This is a genomic window from Pseudoalteromonas sp. CH_XMU1449-3 (assembly GCF_037027245.1).
In the GTDB taxonomy this organism is placed as follows: domain Bacteria; phylum Pseudomonadota; class Gammaproteobacteria; order Enterobacterales; family Alteromonadaceae; genus Pseudoalteromonas; species Pseudoalteromonas shioyasakiensis.
Window position 1 is genome coordinate 58437 of the sequence record NZ_JAYMDY010000005.1, and the last position, 17446, is coordinate 75882.

Here is a 17446-nt window from a genome sequence, read left to right on the forward strand (position 1 = left end):
GGCTTTGAAAACACTCCCTATCAATCAACTAAAGCCCGGCATGTTTGTCCAAAGTGTGACAAAACAAACAGGCAAGATCCGTATAAAAAACCAAGGTTGGGTAAAAACACAGGGAAGTATAGATAAGCTGATCAAGGCTGGCATATTAGAAATAGCTATCGACCCAGACAAAACACTGACCTTAGACAGTGAGAATAAAGTGGTTGAGCAGCAACATAATCCGCAACCTGTTGGCGAGACGACCGCATTCGATCCTTGGCACACCACTCACAGTGTGTCGGCAGAAATGGGCAAAGCAAACAGCTTATATAACGAAGCAAGGTCATTACAAAGCAAAGCCTTTGACGATATCCGCGATGGCAACAAAATTGATATAGCCCCTTTTAAAGAACTCGCAAGTGGCTTTATTGATTCGGTTTTTCGTAACCAAGATGCGCTTGCCTGTATCACTCGTATGCGTGAAAAGGATGCTTACCTACTTGAGCATTCTATCAATGTATCAATTTTGATGAGTATTTTTGCTAAGCACTTAGGTATTGAAAAAGCCATTATTGAAGAGCTTGCGACCGGTGCTTTACTTCACGATATTGGCAAGATCAATATTCCCGATGAGATACTCAATAAGCCTGGCAAATTAACCGACGAAGAGTACCAAGTAATTCAAGACCATGCTCGTTTCAGTAAAGAAATTTTAGAGCAAGCAGGCTTGAGCGGGATTGCTGTAGATATAGCTGGCTTCCATCACGAACGTTTAGATGGCAGTGGCTACCCATTTGGTAAAAGTGGTGACGAGATAAGCTTGTACGTACGCATGGCTTCGATTGTTGATGTGTATGATGCATTAACCGCTGAGCGGGTTTACAAAGCAGGCATGGAGCCAATTAAGGCGTTTAAGATACTTAAAGATGGCTGCCCAGATAGCTTTGACGGAGACCTAGTCACTAAGTTTATTCAGTGCATCGGTGTTCACCCAGTCGGCACCTTAGTGAAACTTGAGAGCCAAAAATTAGGTGTGGTCACTCACAGTAACCCTACTAGTCCTTTAAAACCTCAAGTTAAAGTGTTTTATAACGCTAAACATGCACGCTATACCGAAGTGCAAGATATTGATTTGGCTAACAGCCGTTGCCACGATAGCTTAGAATCAGCAGTCAGGCCGAGAGACTTTAACATCGACCTGATCCGCTTTTTTAAGAGTGCTATTTTACCTTAGTCCTAAAATAAAGACTGGCTACTCAGGCCAGTCTTGTAATGCTTTTAAAGTAAACTCATAGCCATCGTAGCTTAATAAGCTCTGCTCTGGAGTGATTTCAATGACTGATAACACGCCGATGTTATCGCCTTCGTATAACTCACGACCATTTAACTTAATCCAGCGCTTTGATGTTTCTGAAGCATAAATATGCGCTTGGTATTTAATGGTAGGAATTAGGTTTTGTAATGCATCAGGCAAGAGCTCAATTGGCTCTGCATAAGACGTATTTTTAGTGCTACGGGTAATATCAACACTATGTTTGTTATCAACATCTTCAACCGCTTTAGCAAAAGCATCTTTCAATGTATCTGGTACATCTTTGAGCTCATCATTTGTTGATGGTTGAGAAGCTGGTTGAGTTGGCTGACCATTAAGTGGCTTGCCGAGCACCTTGTATTTACTTAAATCAATGCCATTACTGCTCATTTGCTGCGGGTTGATTTGTTGCATTGGCTGCGAAAACTGTGGCTGTGATTGATACACTGGCTGATTTTGATACACAGCTTGTTGCTGGTACTGAGGTTGTACTTGATAACCTTGATTTGCATACACAGGGGCTGAATTTACCGGAACTTGTACCCACTGATATTGCTGACCTTGCACCGGAACCTGCTGCATCATTTGTTGCGGTACAGATTGTTGCACTTGCCCTTGTTGCATCGTTGTTACTTGGGCTGGGTTATTGGTCGCTTGCGGGGTTTGGCTTTGCGCTACTTGCTGTTGCTTAGCGGGTTGCTGTGTTTCAGGACTTGCCTGAGCCTCAGTGGCAACGCTTTCTGTGGTTTCATTGCTGTTATTAACAAGCTTTGGCTGCTCAGCAGCAGGTTTAGTTTGCTGTAACCATTTACCAATCGAAAATCCTGCCATAAGCGTCAATATTGCCGCCAGTAATAGCCCAAATGAAAAAGCTAAGCGTCGATACCGTGTTAATTCTTGCTGTTGTTTGAGCGCAAGTGCGGCTTGGTCATGATCAACGGCAGTTTGTGCGTGCTGATCTGATTGTTTAATTGCATCTAGTAATAATGACATAAATGAACACTCGTTATATTAGGTAGGATAAACCAATACCCATTCCTAATACGGCTAAAAATGAAACTGGGTAAAGCCAAACATAACTCGGCTCTTTATTTGCTACAGCAACAGGAGTGCTGGTTGGCGGCAATGCTTCAGCAGCTGAGCGCATCACAAGCTCACTATCAATACTCAATTTTTGCTGCGAAAAAGCCCCTACTAAACAACGCTCACACAATAAATTGATTAATCTTGGTACACCTTGAGTGACTTGATAAATTGCTTTTAACGCATCACCTGAGAACAAGGCTTGCTCTGTGCCCGCTTTAAATAAACGGTGCTTAACATAGGCAAATACTTGCCCTTCTGTCAGTGGCAATAAGTGATAGCGCGCAGTAATACGCTGAGCAAGTTGTCTTAATTCAGTGCGTTTTAGTAACTCTTGCAGTTCAGGTTGTCCTACTAATACAATTTGCAGCAGCTTTTTATGATCTGTTTCGATATTGGTTAACAAGCGCAGCTGCTCTAGCACATCAGGTGCGAGTAATTGTGCTTCATCAATAATTAAGATGGTGTGACCGCCCGCTTGATTGTTTGCCTCAAGGTGCTTTTTAATCACATCAGTTAGGGTCTTCAGAGTCGCATTAGTACCGTCGTACTCAATCTTTAATTCATCACAAATACTGGCAAGCAGTTCAAGCTGTGACAAAGCCGGATTATGAATTTGTGCCACTTGGGTGTTTTCAGGTAACTGCTCTTGCAGACTTCTTGTTAGTGTTGTTTTACCTGTACCCACTTCGCCTGTTAACAAAACGAAGCCACCCGCTTCACCTAATCCATAGGTAAGGTGCGCTAACGCCTCTTTATGGCGCTCACTAAGAAATAAATACTCAGGATTTGGGGCAATCGAAAAGGGTTTTTCTGACAAGCCAAAATAGCTTAAATACACCGTGTTATTCCTTGCGTTTAAAATCACGGTCTATAATGGCAAAAAACATCGCTACTTAAAACCTTGTTTACATTTTATTGGCTAAATAACGTAAAATAGCGAAAAGGCAAAATTATAGGTGTTTTATGCAGGTTTATTTAGTTGGTGGTGCAGTCAGAGACGCCCTACTTGGTCGTGACGTTAAAGAGCGCGATTATGTGGTGGTTGGTGCAACGCCTGAACAACTTATCAACCAAGGCTATCAACAAGTTGGTAAAGATTTTCCGGTATTTTTACACCCACAAAGTAAAGAAGAGTATGCGCTAGCGCGCACCGAGCGAAAACAAGGCCAAGGTTATACCGGCTTCATTTGTGATTTCGCGCCTGATGTCACATTAGAGCAAGACTTAATTCGTCGAGATCTCACCGTAAATGCCATTGCTCAAGCTCAAGATGGCAGCTTAGTTGACCCTTTTTCTGGCCAACAAGACCTTGAAAATCGTGTATTACGTCATGTCTCCGATGCCTTTAGTGAAGACCCTTTGCGCATATTGCGAGTAGCCCGTTTTGCTGCTCGTTATCATTACCTCAGCTTTACTATCGCCCCAGAAACCAAATCACTATTAACCGAGATGGTTAAAGCCGGTGAACTGAGTACCCTCACTGCTGAGCGCGTTTGGTTAGAATGCGAAAAATCCCTCATTGATGGCGCATTTAGCGAGTTTTTAAATGTGCTTGCCAGCATTGGCGGCCTGCATGCAATTAGCCCTGAGCTTGAAAGTAAATGGTGTGATGAGCTTTACCGTACCTTACAAGCTCGCTTTGCCTATGCGAATAAACTGCAAGTTAGTGACACTGCGTTGTTATTTAGCCAAGTTACCTTAGCGCTTTCAAGCGACGAGATAAAAGCGATAGCTAGTAAGATACGCTTACCTAATGAAGTGCGCGACTTAGCGCTGTTTAGCCAAACACATCAAACAACGTTAAGTGCAGAAAAACCATCTAGCGAGGCTGTTTTTGCCTGCTTTAATCAACTTGATTTATGGCGTCGCCCTGAGCGTTTTGAGCAAGTATTAAAGGTGTTAGAGATAAGTCAGCAACAGCCAGTAGCCAGCTATGACTCTTTAGTAAATGCAGCCACGCAAGCACGAGCAGTCAACCCGCAACAGTTTATTGCACAAGGTATTAAAGGCGCAGAAATAAAAACCGCGCTTGAGCAAGCGCGGTTAGAGATTATTAAAGGCTACTTTTCGTAGCGCACTAAACGCAAATAAACATCGGACGTTTTTGCGTGAAGGCTGTTGATGCCTTTATCAAATTGATACACCCAAGCTAGATCAGTGCGACTGATCCCTGAAGTGCTACTCCAATAGTTTTGCAGCTTAGTCGATAAAAATGCGTTTTCATTGATACTAGGCTGCACGCAACTATGCTCTAAAATACTTGCTAACTCTTTAACATTTGGCACATGCCAATCGCTGTAATCAGCAAAGGTTGCATTTTCAGCCCCGCGTAAAGCTTCGCCCCACGTAAGCTGCTGGCTCGTGCCCTCGCAAGTATCTGTGTCACTATCATAGCTTTGACCAAAGGTACAACGTTGCCACATAAGACCCGTTTCACTGTCACTTACAGTGCCATCTTCGTTAATTACAAAACGGCTATCAGGGGTCGTCTCATTGACTGCGCTATAACATACTTGCGCAGCAGCATAGCCCGATTGCAGAGCAATAACGGTAAGCACTGTAATTAAAGGTAACTTTCGCATATTACTCTCCCGGCGTTCTAACTAAGCGCACAAAGGCGGTATTACTTTTTGGATATGCTAAGTCATTAGCACTACTCATATCGATAATATAAGCTTGCGATAAACTCGTACCATCTGCCGCTGTTTGCGAAGTCCAATAAGGCATAAATGAGCTGCTATCACTGCTTAGCTGAATATCACTTGGTTGATTTGGGAAGAAATCACTATTAAGTAACGTAGACTCACCTTGCTTGGCATAATCTAATAACCCTAATAACTCGGTGTAAGTTGGCACACGCCAATTTGTACCACCGCAAAAATCGTTGCTGTTCACATCATTAATGTAAGTTTGCAGGCCACAGTCACTGGTGCTTGGGCAAGTAGAGCTCGCAGCCCCTTGCACACTACCCGTTTGCACACCACTTGAACCATTTAAATACCAGGTATAATGGTTTGTTGCTGCACGATCAGTTGTCGACGGCGGTAATGTTGAACTGGCTTCTTTTACTTCCCAAATAAGCCCCGTGACGTTATCGCGTACACAACTAAAGCTGGTCGCATCATCAGGGAGTTCGTCGGCATATTCGTTCATTTTAGTAAAATCAAATGCTAAGTCGCCCTGACCTACTTTATCTAGTTGGTTTGCGACACTATCACGACCTACATCGGCGTCTTGGCTTGGGAAGTCTTCGCTCTCACAATTAATTTTTTGTGAGTTGTTATAGCAATCACTCATGCCTGTATCGTTAATTAAACCAAGTGGTTTTGGGCTAATATCGATAATCACAGTATCAGTGTCGCTTCGCGATTTACTGTCGGTCACGGTAACTTCAAAACTAAGCTCTGAATCGGTATCAACATCAGGGGCTACAAATGTCGTGATACACTGGTTCTGGTTTGCCAAGGTCACAGTTTCGCCTGTTAATTGCTCCCAAAAACATGACTTTGTTGCCGTCACAATTTCACTATTGCTGGCATCAAGGGTTACAGTATCAAATTCAATAACCTGTTGATCTTCACCTGCATCCGCAATAATAACTTCAACGGTTTTGTTTAAGGTAAACGACGCCTCAGTGCTTGCTGAGCCACCTTCATCATCCGTTACAGTTAAACGCCATGTCATCGCGGTATTTGATTCAAGTAGTGGGTGAGTAAAGCTAATAGTTTGATTGTTGTAGCTGTCAGCCGTTAAATCAGGGCCATCAAGTTGCGTCCACAAGTAACTGTCAACTGAGCCATTTTCATCAATATCAACAGACTCTTCGCCACTTAATGTGATCACATCATTATATTGTGATGGTAACTCTTCAGGAGCTGTTTGCGTGATCACTGCAACAGGCAGTTGGTTATTTGATGTAATAAAAATACTGACCTGATCGGAAACAAGTTGCCCATCGGTTTGATAATTCACTTTTAAAACAAGTTCAGAGTCGAGTTTAATATCAGGCGCGGTAATGGTTTGTTCAGCGCCCTCTGCAGGGAACCCTTCTAGTGCGGGGCCACTGACTCGCTCCCAAGTAAAGGTGCCATCAGCTGGTGAGCCTTGGGCAGAGACAGTAAATTCACTTTTTTCAATAATTTGCTGATCTGAGCCTGCATTAACTGTTGCTGCCACTGGATTCGAATCACTCGAACCGCCACCGCCGCCACAGGCTGTTAATGTCGTTAATGCAACTAGGGTAAGAGGCACTAATCTCATGTTTACCACCTTAAAATGCAAAGTCGGTCATGGCCGACTGCCAAATAAGCTAATAACAAGCAATTAAAGTGCCAGAGTCGGGGTTATAAATAACTTTCTTGGTGGATACGTACGAAGAGCTTAGTGCCTATTTTACTGTAATCAACTTTGTACTCTCTGCCATCTAAGGCTTGGATAAACAACAAACGCTTTTCTTCTGCAAATACATCTGGGCTTGATACATACACCATCTCTAAGTAGCGCTCTTTGGCTTCACGACGGTTTTTTGGCAGGTCTTCTTTAAACGGCTCTAAACCATTTTGAGTAACTTTAATGCGTGGGTGGTTCTCACCATTCACAATCACTAAGTCGAGTTTTTTATCTTTATGTATAATTGTGTTTCGACCGCTTTTAATAAAAGAACGTTCTTGACTCATAGTCTTTTCCTACTACTTACTGCCACCTATAGCTTACTTTTTCTGTAAGCGAGTCTCTATAAACTCACTAGGATTCAGTTTCCAACGATTCAAATCAGCACTAAATTGCCAAATATCAACATCAAGTACATTGGCAGGCAATAATAAATCGTATCCTGTCAACTGCCTTAAATGCTGCGTACGATTGGCAAACATGGCAATCAATCCTTTGTAAAGCTGACCACTTGGGGCAGTGTAGTCCGTCTCTTCTATTAACCATTTTGATGGGCAATCACCATTTTTGCAATGTTTTTGAATAACTTGCATAAATAGATGACGCTGCTCTATTAGTAATCGTCCGGCAATTCTTGGGTGAATCTGTGTTAAAAATTCATCTATGTTATTGAGTTTAATACCAACTGCATTTAACTCAAGGTATTCTAAGCCCTGTTCCACTTTTGGTATACCACTATGATGAAAATTAGCATGATTTAGCTGCCAATTCCCAACTTTGTGATGATAAATAAGTAAATTCTGAGTAAATGTTAGGCTAAAGTATGGTTCTTGAGTTTTTAAAAAGCCAATAAAAATTGCCGCTATGCAGGTTGTGGCTAAAAAAATCTCAACAATGCTAATTTCACCGGGCCTCAATAGGTTAGCTAGCATAATAATGATTAACCCAATACCGCCCACAATTAAAAACTCACTGCCATGGCGGGATGCTTGTGCGCGCACTCTAAGTGCAGGAGGTTTCTTATCCATAAATAGAAAAGTAAAAAATAAACATCACAATTGTGACCAAAACTATCTTTCTAAGCGTTAAACAATAATTACATTTTGGCTCTTTACCCATACTAAAACCTCTCTTTTAGTCACAATAAAGGAACAAATTAGCCGAACTTTTAACTTTTACGCCAAATGCACAAATTTATGAGATACCTGACATACGGGGCACGTACTAATTTTGTACACTACACTCAACTAATTTTCTGGTAACACGATGATGTATTCTACACAATCTGGTAAAGCACTTTTTCCTTTTATTATTACCCTTTTACTAGGGTTATGTATTTATTTGTATTTACCTTCAAGCCAAGGTGAGCAAAGCAACTTTGGCGACAGAGCAACGCAGGTGACAGCGCACACTGTTACAGCCGAAGAAAATGCTGTGCTAATAGAAGCAATTGGTAGTGCTCGTGCTAACCAAGCTATTTATATTCGCAGTGCACAAAACGATTATGTTACCGATATCTTTTTCAATGATGGCGACTTAGTTAGTAAAGGTCAAAAGCTGGTTCAATTGCAAGCTCAAGAAGAAGAGTTAGCAGTGAAAGAGTTAAGCATTAATTTACGTGAAGAACGCCGTCAACTTGAACGCCTTACTGAGCTATCTCGCTCACAGGCTACGGCTAAATCGTTACTAGAAGAGCAGCTATCTCGCGTAGACGCAACCGAAGCACAACTTGAAAGCGCTAAAACAAAACTTGCCGAAATGACAATTAAAGCACCGTTTTCTGGCTTACTTGGCAAGCGCGAAATTTCAATTGGTACTTATGTTAGCAATACTACAAACATCACCACACTCGATGATATCAGCATCATTAAAGTCGACTTTAAAGTACCAGAAAAATACCTAGCGCAGTTACAGCTAGGAATGAAAGTGATGACACAAAACGATGCTTACCCAGATAAAACCTTTAACGGTAAAGTGACGCATATTAGCTCGCGTATCGATTCAGTCACTCGTAGCGTTGAAGTGACTGCAAGCTTTATCAATGAAAAAGGCCTATTACGCCCAGGTATGCTGTTAAATACCGCATTAGAGTTAAGCTCAAACCAAGCGCTTATGGTACCAGAGAAAGCCGTCATTCCTCAGCAAGACAAACACTACGTGTTCCAAATTGAAGATGGCGTTGCTAACAAAGTCGAAGTACATGTGGCGGGTCGTCACAATGGCTGGGTAGCTATTGATAAAGGCCTTGAAAATGGTCAGCAAGTCGTGACTGAAGGCATCATTAAAATCCGTACTGGCAGCAAAGTAAGTATCAAGGGCTAAACATGAAAATTACTGATACTAGTGTTAAACGCCCGGTCTTTGCGATCGTAATAAACCTGTTGTTACTTACCTTTGGTTTAGTGGCATTTTCTATGCTGCCACTGCGCGAATACCCAGATATTGAAACACCGATTGTCAGCGTTAGCACTGATTACACAGGTGCCAGCGCAGAGATTATTGAAACGAAAATCACCCAAGTACTCGAAAACCGCATTTCGGGTATCGAAGGCATTAAAAGTATTAACTCATCAAGCCGAAATGGTCGCTCAAATATCACCATTGAGTTTAATATCAGCCGCGATATCGATGCCGCATCAAACGATGTACGCGAACGTGTAGCCCGTGCCCTTGATAGCTTACCAGAGCAAGTTCGCCCACCAGAGGTCTCTAAGTCAAATAGTGATGAAAGCCCAATTGCCTGGTTTGTACTAAACAGTACCACTATGGATTCATTGCAGTTATCTGATTACGCACAGCGCTTTATTGTTGACCGATTAGCCGTTGTTGATGGTGTCTCTAACGTACGCGTTGGTGGCGAGCGTAAATACGCAATGAAAATCTGGTTAAACCGTAAAGCGATGGCAGCACGCGGTATTACCAGTAGCGATATTGAAAACACCTTACGCACTGAAAACGTTGAATTACCTGCCGGTGAAATCGAATCTATCGACCGTGATTTTACAGTACGTACCGCGCGTAGTTATAAAGATCAGCGAGACTTTCGAAACCTAGTAATCAAACGTGGCGATGATGGCTATTTAGTACGTTTAGGTGAAGTGGCTGATGTTCACTTAGAAGCTGCTGACGACGAAAGCTTATTCCGTGGCAATGGCCGTAATATGATTGGTTTGGGTATTGTAAAACAAGCCAAAGCCAATACCCTAACCGTGGTTGATAATGCCCGCGCAGAGCTTGAAAAAATTAAGCGTAACCTGCCAGAAGGCACCACCATTCAAGACAGCTATGACTCATCAATTTTCATCAAAGAATCAATTGATGAAGTATACAGAACCCTTGGGATTTCAATGGCGCTAGTTGTCTTGGTTATTTACCTATTTTTAGGCAATATCCGCGCAACCCTAGTACCTGCTGTAACCGTACCAGTGGCGTTAGTAGGCAGCTTTATGTTCTTGCTGGCTATGGGTTACTCAATCAATTTGTTAACTCTTCTGGCACTCGTGCTTGCTATCGGTTTAGTAGTAGATGATGCGATTGTAATGCTTGAGAATATTCACCGCCGTATAGAGCTAGGTGAACCACCACTGCTTGCTGCGTTTCGTGGTGCCCGTGAAGTTGGCTTTGCGATTATTGCCACTACCCTCGTATTGATTGCGGTCTTCGTACCGCTAGTGTTTATGGATGGCCGTATTGGTGCCCTATTCACAGAATTTGCGATGGCAGTAAGCGCCGCAGTGTTCTTCTCGAGTATTACGGCATTAACCCTATCTCCGGCGCTTTGCTCTAAAGTGTTAAAAGCTTCAGAAAAAGAGAGTAAATTTAGCCAGTGGATGGATAGAACCTTCGCCAAAATCGAAAACGCCTATCGTAACTCGCTGGCTTCAAATATGGGTCGTAAGTGGAGCTTGCTACTGACTATGATTTTGGCCGGTGTTGCCAGCTTTATGCTGTTTCAAAAAGTGCCTTCAGAGCTTACTCCAAAAGAAGACCGCGGTACTTTCTTTATCATGATGAGTGGCCCAGAGGGCGCAAGTTATGAAAATAACGCTGCAAACATGGCTAAAATTGAAGAACGTTTAATGCCTTACTCTGAGTCTGGTGAATTGAGCCGAGTGCTTGTTCGTGTGCCGGGCTGGGGTGGTCAAGGCGGTGTTGCTATCATAGGTATGGCTGACTGGGATAAGCGTAAGCGCTCTACATGGGAAGTAATGGATGAAATCAGCGGTAAAATGACTGAAGTGACTGATGTGCGTGCGTTTGCCATTATGCGCCGTGGTATTGGTGGCGGTGGTTCATCTCGCCCGATTGAATTTGTACTGCAAGGTAACGATTACGACCAACTAGCCGATTGGCGAGACCGTATTATTGAGCGTGCTGAGAAAAACCCAGGCTTGGTAAGAATCGATCATGATTACAAAGAAACATTCCCGCAGTTTTTAATCAACATTGATAAAAACAAAGCCGCTGATTTAGGAGTTTCTGTATCGGATGTAGGTCGCACGCTAGAAACCATGTTAGGCCAACGCCGCGTAACGACCTTTATCGATCGTGGTGAAGAATACGATGTGATTTTAAAAGGCACCAAAGAAGACTTTGCTAACCCGACTGATATCTCAAATATCTATTTAAAATCACGTAGTGGCGAATTAGTACCGCTTGATAGCTTAATTAGCTTAAAAGAAGAAGCCACTGCATCGCGTTTAAACCGTTATAACCGTATGCGCGCAATTACTTTAAGTGCGAACTTAGCAGATGGTTATACCCTAGAAGAAGCGCTTAACTTCTTAAATCAAGTTGCAGCAGAAGAAAACGATATCGACGGTGCAATTGACTACAAGGGTGAATCTCAGCTGTTCTATGAAGGTGCATCGGCGATGACCTATGTATTCATACTGGCACTGACAGTCACCTTCTTAGTACTTGCAGCCCAGTTTGAAAGCTTTATTCACCCATTTGTGATCATGCTTACTGTGCCACTTGGTTTAGTGGGTGCGTTATTTGGCTTGTGGTACACCGGACTTACTCTAAATATTTACAGCCAAATTGGTATCGTAATGCTGATAGGTTTAAGTGCGAAAAACGGTATCTTGATTGTTGAGTTTGCAAACCAGCTGCGCGATAAAGGCGTTGAGTTTAACGAAGCGATTAGCCAAGCTGCGACACAACGTTTACGCCCAATTATTATGACCTCATTGACCACCGTGATGAGCTCGGTACCGCTAGTTCTTGCAAGTGGCCCAGGTGCAGAAAGTCGCATGGTAATTGGTGTGGTGGTATTTACAGGTGTTATTGTTGCAACCTTACTAACCTTGTTCGTTGTACCTGCAGCATACAGCGCACTTGCCCGAAATACCCAGTCGCCTGAGTACTTGCAGAGCAAGTTAGAACAACAAGCAAAAGACAAGCCGTTAGAAGAAATTTAAACAAGCTTGAGCTTTAGCAAAACGCCGTCTTTACGGCGTTTTGTTTTTTCGGCTATAGTCAGCAAAACGGTAAGGGAGTGAAATATGGATAACAACATACAAATCGCCACTTTTGGCGGCGGCTGCTTTTGGTGTATTGATGCTGCATTTAGACGCGTAAAAGGCGTGCTTAATGTCAGCTCTGGCTATGCCGGCGGTGAGATTGAAAACCCAAGTTATCAGCAAATTTGTACTGGCTTAACGGGTCACGCTGAAGTTGTTCAGCTCGATTTTGACAGCAGTATTGTAAGCTATAACACCCTACTTGAAATGTTCTTCACTTTACACGATGCCACACAGTTAAACCGCCAAGGTAATGATGTCGGCACCCAGTATCGAAGTGTTATTTACTATCATGATGAAAAGCAAAAAGCAGAATCTGAAGCCATGATAGCAGCTTTACAAAAGCAAATTCGTGAGCCGATAGTCACCGAGCTGAGCCCGCTTACAAACTTTTACCCTGCAGAGCAGTACCATCAAGACTATTACAATGAAAACCCAAATCAAGGTTACTGCAGTATTCTGATTGCCCCTAAGCTTGCTAAGTTCGAACAGTATTACGCAGATAAACTAAAATGAAAAAAGCCCGCTAAGTAGGTAGCGAGCTTTTAGACGCAGAACTAATAATAACGCTGAGCGTGTTTTAACTTAAAGACTAATGACATCAACGGGCAAATTAATGTCAATTACTCGCTTTAAGCAAACAGCTCAACTGACCTTATTGGTTATTAGAACTGACAGCGGGCACCTACAAACAGGCGACGCTCGGCCGTGTTGTAGTAATAAAATTCGTCGTTGATGTAATCACCATCTAGGTCTGTACCATAGGCATCAACGGCGTTGTACTCTTTATCGAATAGGTTTTCTACACGTAGTGACACAGTTAAGTTGTCAGTTGCTTGGTAGTGACCTACTAAATTCCATAACGTATACGAAGGTAAGTGCGTTAACTTGCCATCACGATCACCACGGTATTGCATATCGATACCGGCATCAAAATCACCCCATGCTTTGTTTAATGACCAATTCACACTGTGATTTGACACATAAGTTAGTGATTGACCTGTCTCAGTATCTTCCGCTGAAAGGTAGGTAAAGTTAAAGCTGTGTTCAAAGCCAAACACTTGGTTTTTAAAGCTAAACTCAACACCTTCGTGGCGAGCTTCGTTTATATTGGTTGGGATCCACTGCCCTGATGCATTTGGTGCCCAAGCGATTTTGTTGTCGATTTCGCTGCGGAAAATCGCAATATCAAGGCTGATATCATTCACATTGAGTGATAAACCAAGCTCTTGGTTATCTGATGTTTCAGGATTTAACTCTGGGTTACCTGAGCCAGGGTAATATAGGTCATTAAATGTTGGAGATTTAAAACCCGTACTTTGACTTACGCGGAATGTAGCGATGTCATTTAAGTGATAGCCAACAGCTGCGGTGTAAGTTGTTTCATCACCAAACTGTTGATCATCATCTTGGCGAACGGTTAGGTTTGCCAGTACTTGTTCGTCGTCATAATAAGCGCCAACAAACGCAGCGAATACTTCACGGCTGTCTTTTAAGTAAGTACCTGAGTTAGTGTTCACTTCATCTTTATACCAATTCAAACCGCCACTAAGAGTCAGCGCTTGATTGAAAAAGTATTGGCCATTGTAATCGATTTGCTCACGCTCAGTTTCAAACTTATCGACCACCGTTGCGCCTGTGTAATCAATACGTGAGTCATCTGAACTATCACTTGATATTGCAATATCAATGGCATGGCTGTGTTTTTCGAAAGCTTTTTTCCAACCTAGTGAAGCTTGGTAATTTTCGAATTCGCCTTTTTCTACAGTGCTGTCTGCAGGGCTATAAGCGCTATCGTATTTTGCTTCGCCTTCTGAGTATTGTGCTTGCGCTAAAAACTCACCTAACTGCTCATTTTGATAACCTAGGTTAAAGCCAAGGTTTTTGTTCTCGTAGCCGTCTTCATCTGGGGCTAAGCCTTGCAGAACATCAAATCCATCTGTTTTTTCATAACCGGCATTAACGGCCACATCAACACCCGCAAACTGGCCACCTGTCGCTACTTGGTACTCTTGGTAAGAGTCTGAGCCAAAAGTAACATCTAAGGTCGTATTTTGTGCTTTACGGGTAATGATATTAATCACACCAGCTAGCGCATCAGAACCATATACAGCAGCACGTGAGCCTTTAATTACTTCAACACGCTCAATACTGTTTAAAGGAATATTGCTAATACTTTTATAGCCAAGTGTTGCAGAGCCGGTGCGTACACCATCAATTAAAATAAGTGTATGACGAGAACTTGCACCACGTAATGACACACCTGAGCTTTGCCCAAAACCACCATTAGCATTAATTTGAAAGCCTGCTTGAGTGGCCAGTAAGCTTGGTAAGTCACGAACATAGCTTGCTTCAATATCAGCACGGTCAATGACAGTAACGCTGGCTAATACATCATTAATTGATTGTTCGAATTTATTGGCAGTAACTGTGATGTGCTCGATTGATTGCTCGTCAGCAGATACAGAAAAAGACAACGCAGCAGCAACCGCTACGCCTAACGCAGATTTATTTAGCATGATATCCCCTAGCCTGTGCCCACCGCACACGCGAATAGTAAGTTACTTCAAGGCCGGTCTCCGGACTCTGTAAATGCATGGGCATATACATTACCGTTGCGGGGGCAGTGTTGGCATTGTTTTCTCCCTGAAAACGCACCGACTTCCCGATTATCTTGCGACTATTTCACCCTTTGAAATAAAACGTATCTGAAGATACAGCAAGCACCTCGAAAATAGGCCGTTATTGTGATGATTTTGGGGAAGAAAGTCAATGGACGGCTATACTGCTAAAATAAAGTTTTAAGCTTTAAGCTGTAAGCCGAAAGTAAAAAAGCCAATCAGCATGGCTGATTGGCTTTTATAAAACAATGATTACCAGAAATACTCATGAGGTTTCGAGTTTCCTAACGGAAAAACAATTCCTTCTGGGTCAGCACCATTCAGCACAAGCTTACAAAGAGCTTTATTTAAACGTCTTCTTGGCTTGGTCATCGTCATTTTCACCCACCAACTTGGTGTTTGTTGGTAAAAATAAGTACTGTGTGGGCCTGTGTATTTTCTGTTTATTTTACCGTGTTTATTACGATCTATTGCTTTGTTTTTTACTGACATAAATATCCTCTAGCTGAAAATAGCTAGAAGATATCTTTTTCTCTGTAACCTAATATTTGTCTCAAAATACGCTCCTTGTAAAGTTCAGAAACTTGTAGGCTTATAGCTTAAAACTTACAGCTTAAAGCTAAAAACATAGAGTATTAATCGCGGAAATTTTTGAACTGGAATGGTTGACCTAAATCAGCAGTGCGAACAACTTGCATTGCTTCTTGTAAATCATCACGCTTTTTACCAGTTACACGTAATTCTTCACCTTGAATAGCAGCTTGTACTTTGATCTTTGAGTCTTTGATTAACTTAACGATTTTCTTCGCTACGTCTTTTTCGATACCTTGCTTAAGAGCAACGTCACGCATTACGTATTTACCGCTACGCGACTCATCTTTAAGCTCAAGGCTAGATACATCTAAACCACGCTTTGAAATTTTCGCAGCAAGAATGTCAAAAAGTTGCATAACTTGTTGTGGTGCTTCTGCTTTTAACTTAATTACTTTGTCACTTAGTTCGATTGATGCATCAACACCACGAAAATCAAAACGCGTCTCTAGTTCACGCTTTGCATTATCTACTGCATTCTGCGCTTCGTTCATTTCTACTTCAGAAACAATATCAAATGAAGGCATGGGGTTCTCCTAACATAGTCTTTTTTAAATTCATTTATGGTTGGCAATTATAACGCTTATTTGTCGATTCTTTCTATTTTTATCCGACTTGTTCAGGTGCGATGCAAAAATTGTTTGATATACTGGCCATTCAATTTCGGCATTTTTTAGGGTTTATTGTGACAAGGCGTGTTTACCAAGTTATCTTTTTAGCCAGCATTATTGGCTTTACTATTTTATTTGCCAAAGAAATTAAAGGGGTGAGCAACCTCTTTCCACACGTTGATAAAGTGGCGCATTTTGGTATTTTCTTTGTACTGGCCATGGTGATGGACAAAGCCTTTAAATTGCCACTTATGGTGCAAATTTTACTGTTAGCCGGATATGGTGCAGCCATAGAGTTTATGCAAGATATGCTGCCTTATCGTCAAGCTTCGGTTGGGGATTTTGTAGCTGATTTTATCGGCGCTGTAAGTTACTTTATTATTAAACTTGGTTTTCATTTAGGTAGTAAGCAACGTAATGGCTAACATTTTAATTGTTGGCGACGGTGCGATTGGCTTATTGTTTAGCCATTTTTTATCTGCACAACATGACATTACATTGCTGACCCGTAAGCCGACCCTGACCACGCGTTTTTATCAAGCGACTAATGGTAAATCACACCCAATTAAAGCTCGCCTTATTCACCACAAAGAGCTAAGCCAATCCGCCCCCTTTGACTTGGTGTTAATAACAGTAAAAGCATTTCAGGTGCAAACTGCCTTTGGACAAGTAGAACCTTATCTCAGTAAAACATGCCAAATCATTCTTTCTCACAATGGCATGGGGAATGTCGATGAGCTCAATACCCAACTTTTAAACACGCAAGGGTTAGCGTTTTTAACAACGCGTTTAGCTGGTTTTAAAACAACGCCTTATAGTGTAAGCCATACAGGTAATGGCGAAAGTGTGTTAGGTGCATGTAATGCAGCTGCAAGCAAAAACCTCGGTGAGCTTAAGCAGCAGTTTAGTTACTTACCACACTTTTCTGTGAGCGATGATATTCACTCATTGCGATGGCAAAAACTGTTAGTGAATATTGCAATTAACCCGTTAACAGCGATTCATAACGTAAAAAATGGCCAGCTACGTGCACCGCAATTTAGCACGCGCATAATCAATTTACTTAGTGAAGCGTGCCTGGTCGCCAATAAACAAGGGGTTAAAGTAAAACTCAGCGAGGCGCTGGATCAAGCCTATTCTGTGATGACAGCCACCGCTGAAAACTTTTCTTCTATGCAGCAAGACATCAGCCATAATCGAGAATCTGAAATTGATGCAATTTGTGGTTATGTGTGCGAGCAAGGCGCTAAGTTAGGGGTAAAAACTCCCTATAATCAGGCCATGCTGAGCATGATAAAAATAAAAAGTTAATGAGCTACTAGTTACTAGTTA

Annotated in this window: 16 protein-coding genes and 1 riboswitch; of the genes, 7 read left to right on the forward strand and 9 right to left on the reverse strand. The window is 42.1% G+C overall.

Going from position 1 to position 17446, the window contains the following annotated elements:
• The first annotated feature begins 4 nt into the window (after positions 1–4).
• Positions 5–1213, forward strand: coding sequence for an HD-GYP domain-containing protein (locus WA256_RS07975; protein ID WP_062566401.1), 1209 nt, complete (start codon positions 5–7; stop codon positions 1211–1213).
• A gap of 18 nt (positions 1214–1231) precedes the next feature.
• On the opposite strand, the gene WA256_RS07980 is transcribed toward WA256_RS07975, so the two are convergent.
• Both WA256_RS07980 and WA256_RS07985 read right to left on the reverse strand, forming a co-directional pair.
• Entirely contained in the window at positions 1232–2284 is a 1053-nt protein-coding gene (locus tag WA256_RS07980; protein ID WP_130166245.1) for a general secretion pathway protein GspB, read from the reverse strand.
• A 13-nt stretch (positions 2285–2297) separates the two neighbouring features.
• Entirely contained in the window at positions 2298–3215 is a 918-nt protein-coding gene (locus tag WA256_RS07985; protein WP_054560922.1) for an ExeA family protein, read from the reverse strand.
• A gap of 125 nt (positions 3216–3340) precedes the next feature.
• Between WA256_RS07985 and WA256_RS07990 the strand changes: the two genes are divergently transcribed.
• A complete protein-coding gene (locus WA256_RS07990) occupies positions 3341–4450 on the forward strand; it encodes a tRNA nucleotidyltransferase (RefSeq protein ID WP_335990365.1) in 1110 nt (369 codons plus the stop codon).
• Here the strand turns inward: WA256_RS07990 and WA256_RS07995 are convergent.
• From WA256_RS07995 to WA256_RS08010, 4 genes are all read right to left on the reverse strand, one after another.
• Positions 4438–4959 carry an Lcl C-terminal domain-containing protein gene (locus WA256_RS07995; RefSeq protein WP_304637865.1) on the reverse strand — a complete coding sequence of 174 codons (522 nt, stop codon included), beginning with the start codon at positions 4957–4959 and terminating at the stop codon, positions 4438–4440. The genes WA256_RS07990 and WA256_RS07995 overlap by 13 nt on opposite strands.
• A 1-nt stretch (position 4960) precedes the next feature.
• The gene (locus WA256_RS08000; RefSeq protein WP_335990368.1) at positions 4961–6637 is read right to left on the reverse strand and encodes an Lcl C-terminal domain-containing protein; all 1677 of its coding nucleotides are present in this window, start codon (positions 6635–6637) and stop codon (positions 4961–4963) included.
• Positions 6638–6720: 83 nt separating this feature from the next.
• Positions 6721–7053 (reverse strand): hypothetical protein, encoded by a 333-nt coding sequence (locus tag WA256_RS08005; protein ID WP_062566407.1) that lies wholly within the window; start codon positions 7051–7053, stop codon positions 6721–6723.
• 33 nt (positions 7054–7086) lie between these two features.
• Positions 7087–7794: a DUF2982 domain-containing protein gene (locus tag WA256_RS08010; protein WP_335990371.1), complete on the reverse strand. Its 708-nt coding sequence runs from the start codon at positions 7792–7794 to the stop codon at positions 7087–7089.
• 241 nt (positions 7795–8035) lie between these two features.
• On the opposite strand from WA256_RS08010, the gene WA256_RS08015 reads away from it, so the two are divergent.
• From WA256_RS08015 to msrA, 3 genes are all read left to right on the forward strand, one after another.
• Entirely contained in the window at positions 8036–9088 is a 1053-nt protein-coding gene (locus WA256_RS08015; protein WP_130166251.1) for an efflux RND transporter periplasmic adaptor subunit, read from the forward strand.
• A gap of 2 nt (positions 9089–9090) precedes the next feature.
• Complete coding sequence (locus WA256_RS08020) at positions 9091–12189, forward strand: efflux RND transporter permease subunit (RefSeq protein ID WP_105181282.1); 3099 nt, start codon at positions 9091–9093, stop codon at positions 12187–12189.
• Positions 12190–12273: 84 nt separating this feature from the next.
• Entirely contained in the window at positions 12274–12807 is a 534-nt protein-coding gene (gene msrA, locus WA256_RS08025) for a peptide-methionine (S)-S-oxide reductase MsrA (RefSeq protein ID WP_335990374.1), read from the forward strand.
• Positions 12808–12956: 149 nt separating this feature from the next.
• Here msrA and WA256_RS08030 read toward each other — a convergent pair whose 3' ends face one another.
• The 3 genes from WA256_RS08030 to WA256_RS08040 all read right to left on the reverse strand — a co-directional run bounded on the left by WA256_RS08030 (position 12957) and on the right by WA256_RS08040 (position 16030).
• The gene (locus WA256_RS08030; RefSeq protein WP_335990376.1) at positions 12957–14810 is read right to left on the reverse strand and encodes a TonB-dependent receptor domain-containing protein; all 1854 of its coding nucleotides are present in this window, start codon (positions 14808–14810) and stop codon (positions 12957–12959) included.
• A 34-nt stretch (positions 14811–14844) separates the two neighbouring features.
• A riboswitch (cobalamin riboswitch) is annotated at positions 14845–15001 on the reverse strand.
• Between the two features lie 163 nt (positions 15002–15164).
• Positions 15165–15404: a hypothetical protein gene (locus tag WA256_RS08035; RefSeq protein WP_054551105.1), complete on the reverse strand. Its 240-nt coding sequence runs from the start codon at positions 15402–15404 to the stop codon at positions 15165–15167.
• Positions 15405–15547: 143 nt separating this feature from the next.
• Entirely contained in the window at positions 15548–16030 is a 483-nt protein-coding gene (locus WA256_RS08040; protein ID WP_054551104.1) for a YajQ family cyclic di-GMP-binding protein, read from the reverse strand.
• Between the two features lie 158 nt (positions 16031–16188).
• Here WA256_RS08040 and WA256_RS08045 point away from each other — a divergent pair, with 158 nt between their 5' ends.
• Both WA256_RS08045 and WA256_RS08050 read left to right on the forward strand, forming a co-directional pair.
• Positions 16189–16539 carry a VanZ family protein gene (locus tag WA256_RS08045; RefSeq protein WP_055021578.1) on the forward strand — a complete coding sequence of 117 codons (351 nt, stop codon included), beginning with the start codon at positions 16189–16191 and terminating at the stop codon, positions 16537–16539.
• Positions 16532–17425 carry a ketopantoate reductase family protein gene (locus WA256_RS08050; protein WP_335990381.1) on the forward strand — a complete coding sequence of 298 codons (894 nt, stop codon included), beginning with the start codon at positions 16532–16534 and terminating at the stop codon, positions 17423–17425. The genes WA256_RS08045 and WA256_RS08050 overlap by 8 nt, the downstream gene beginning before the upstream one ends.
• Positions 17426–17446: the final 21 nt, after the last annotated feature.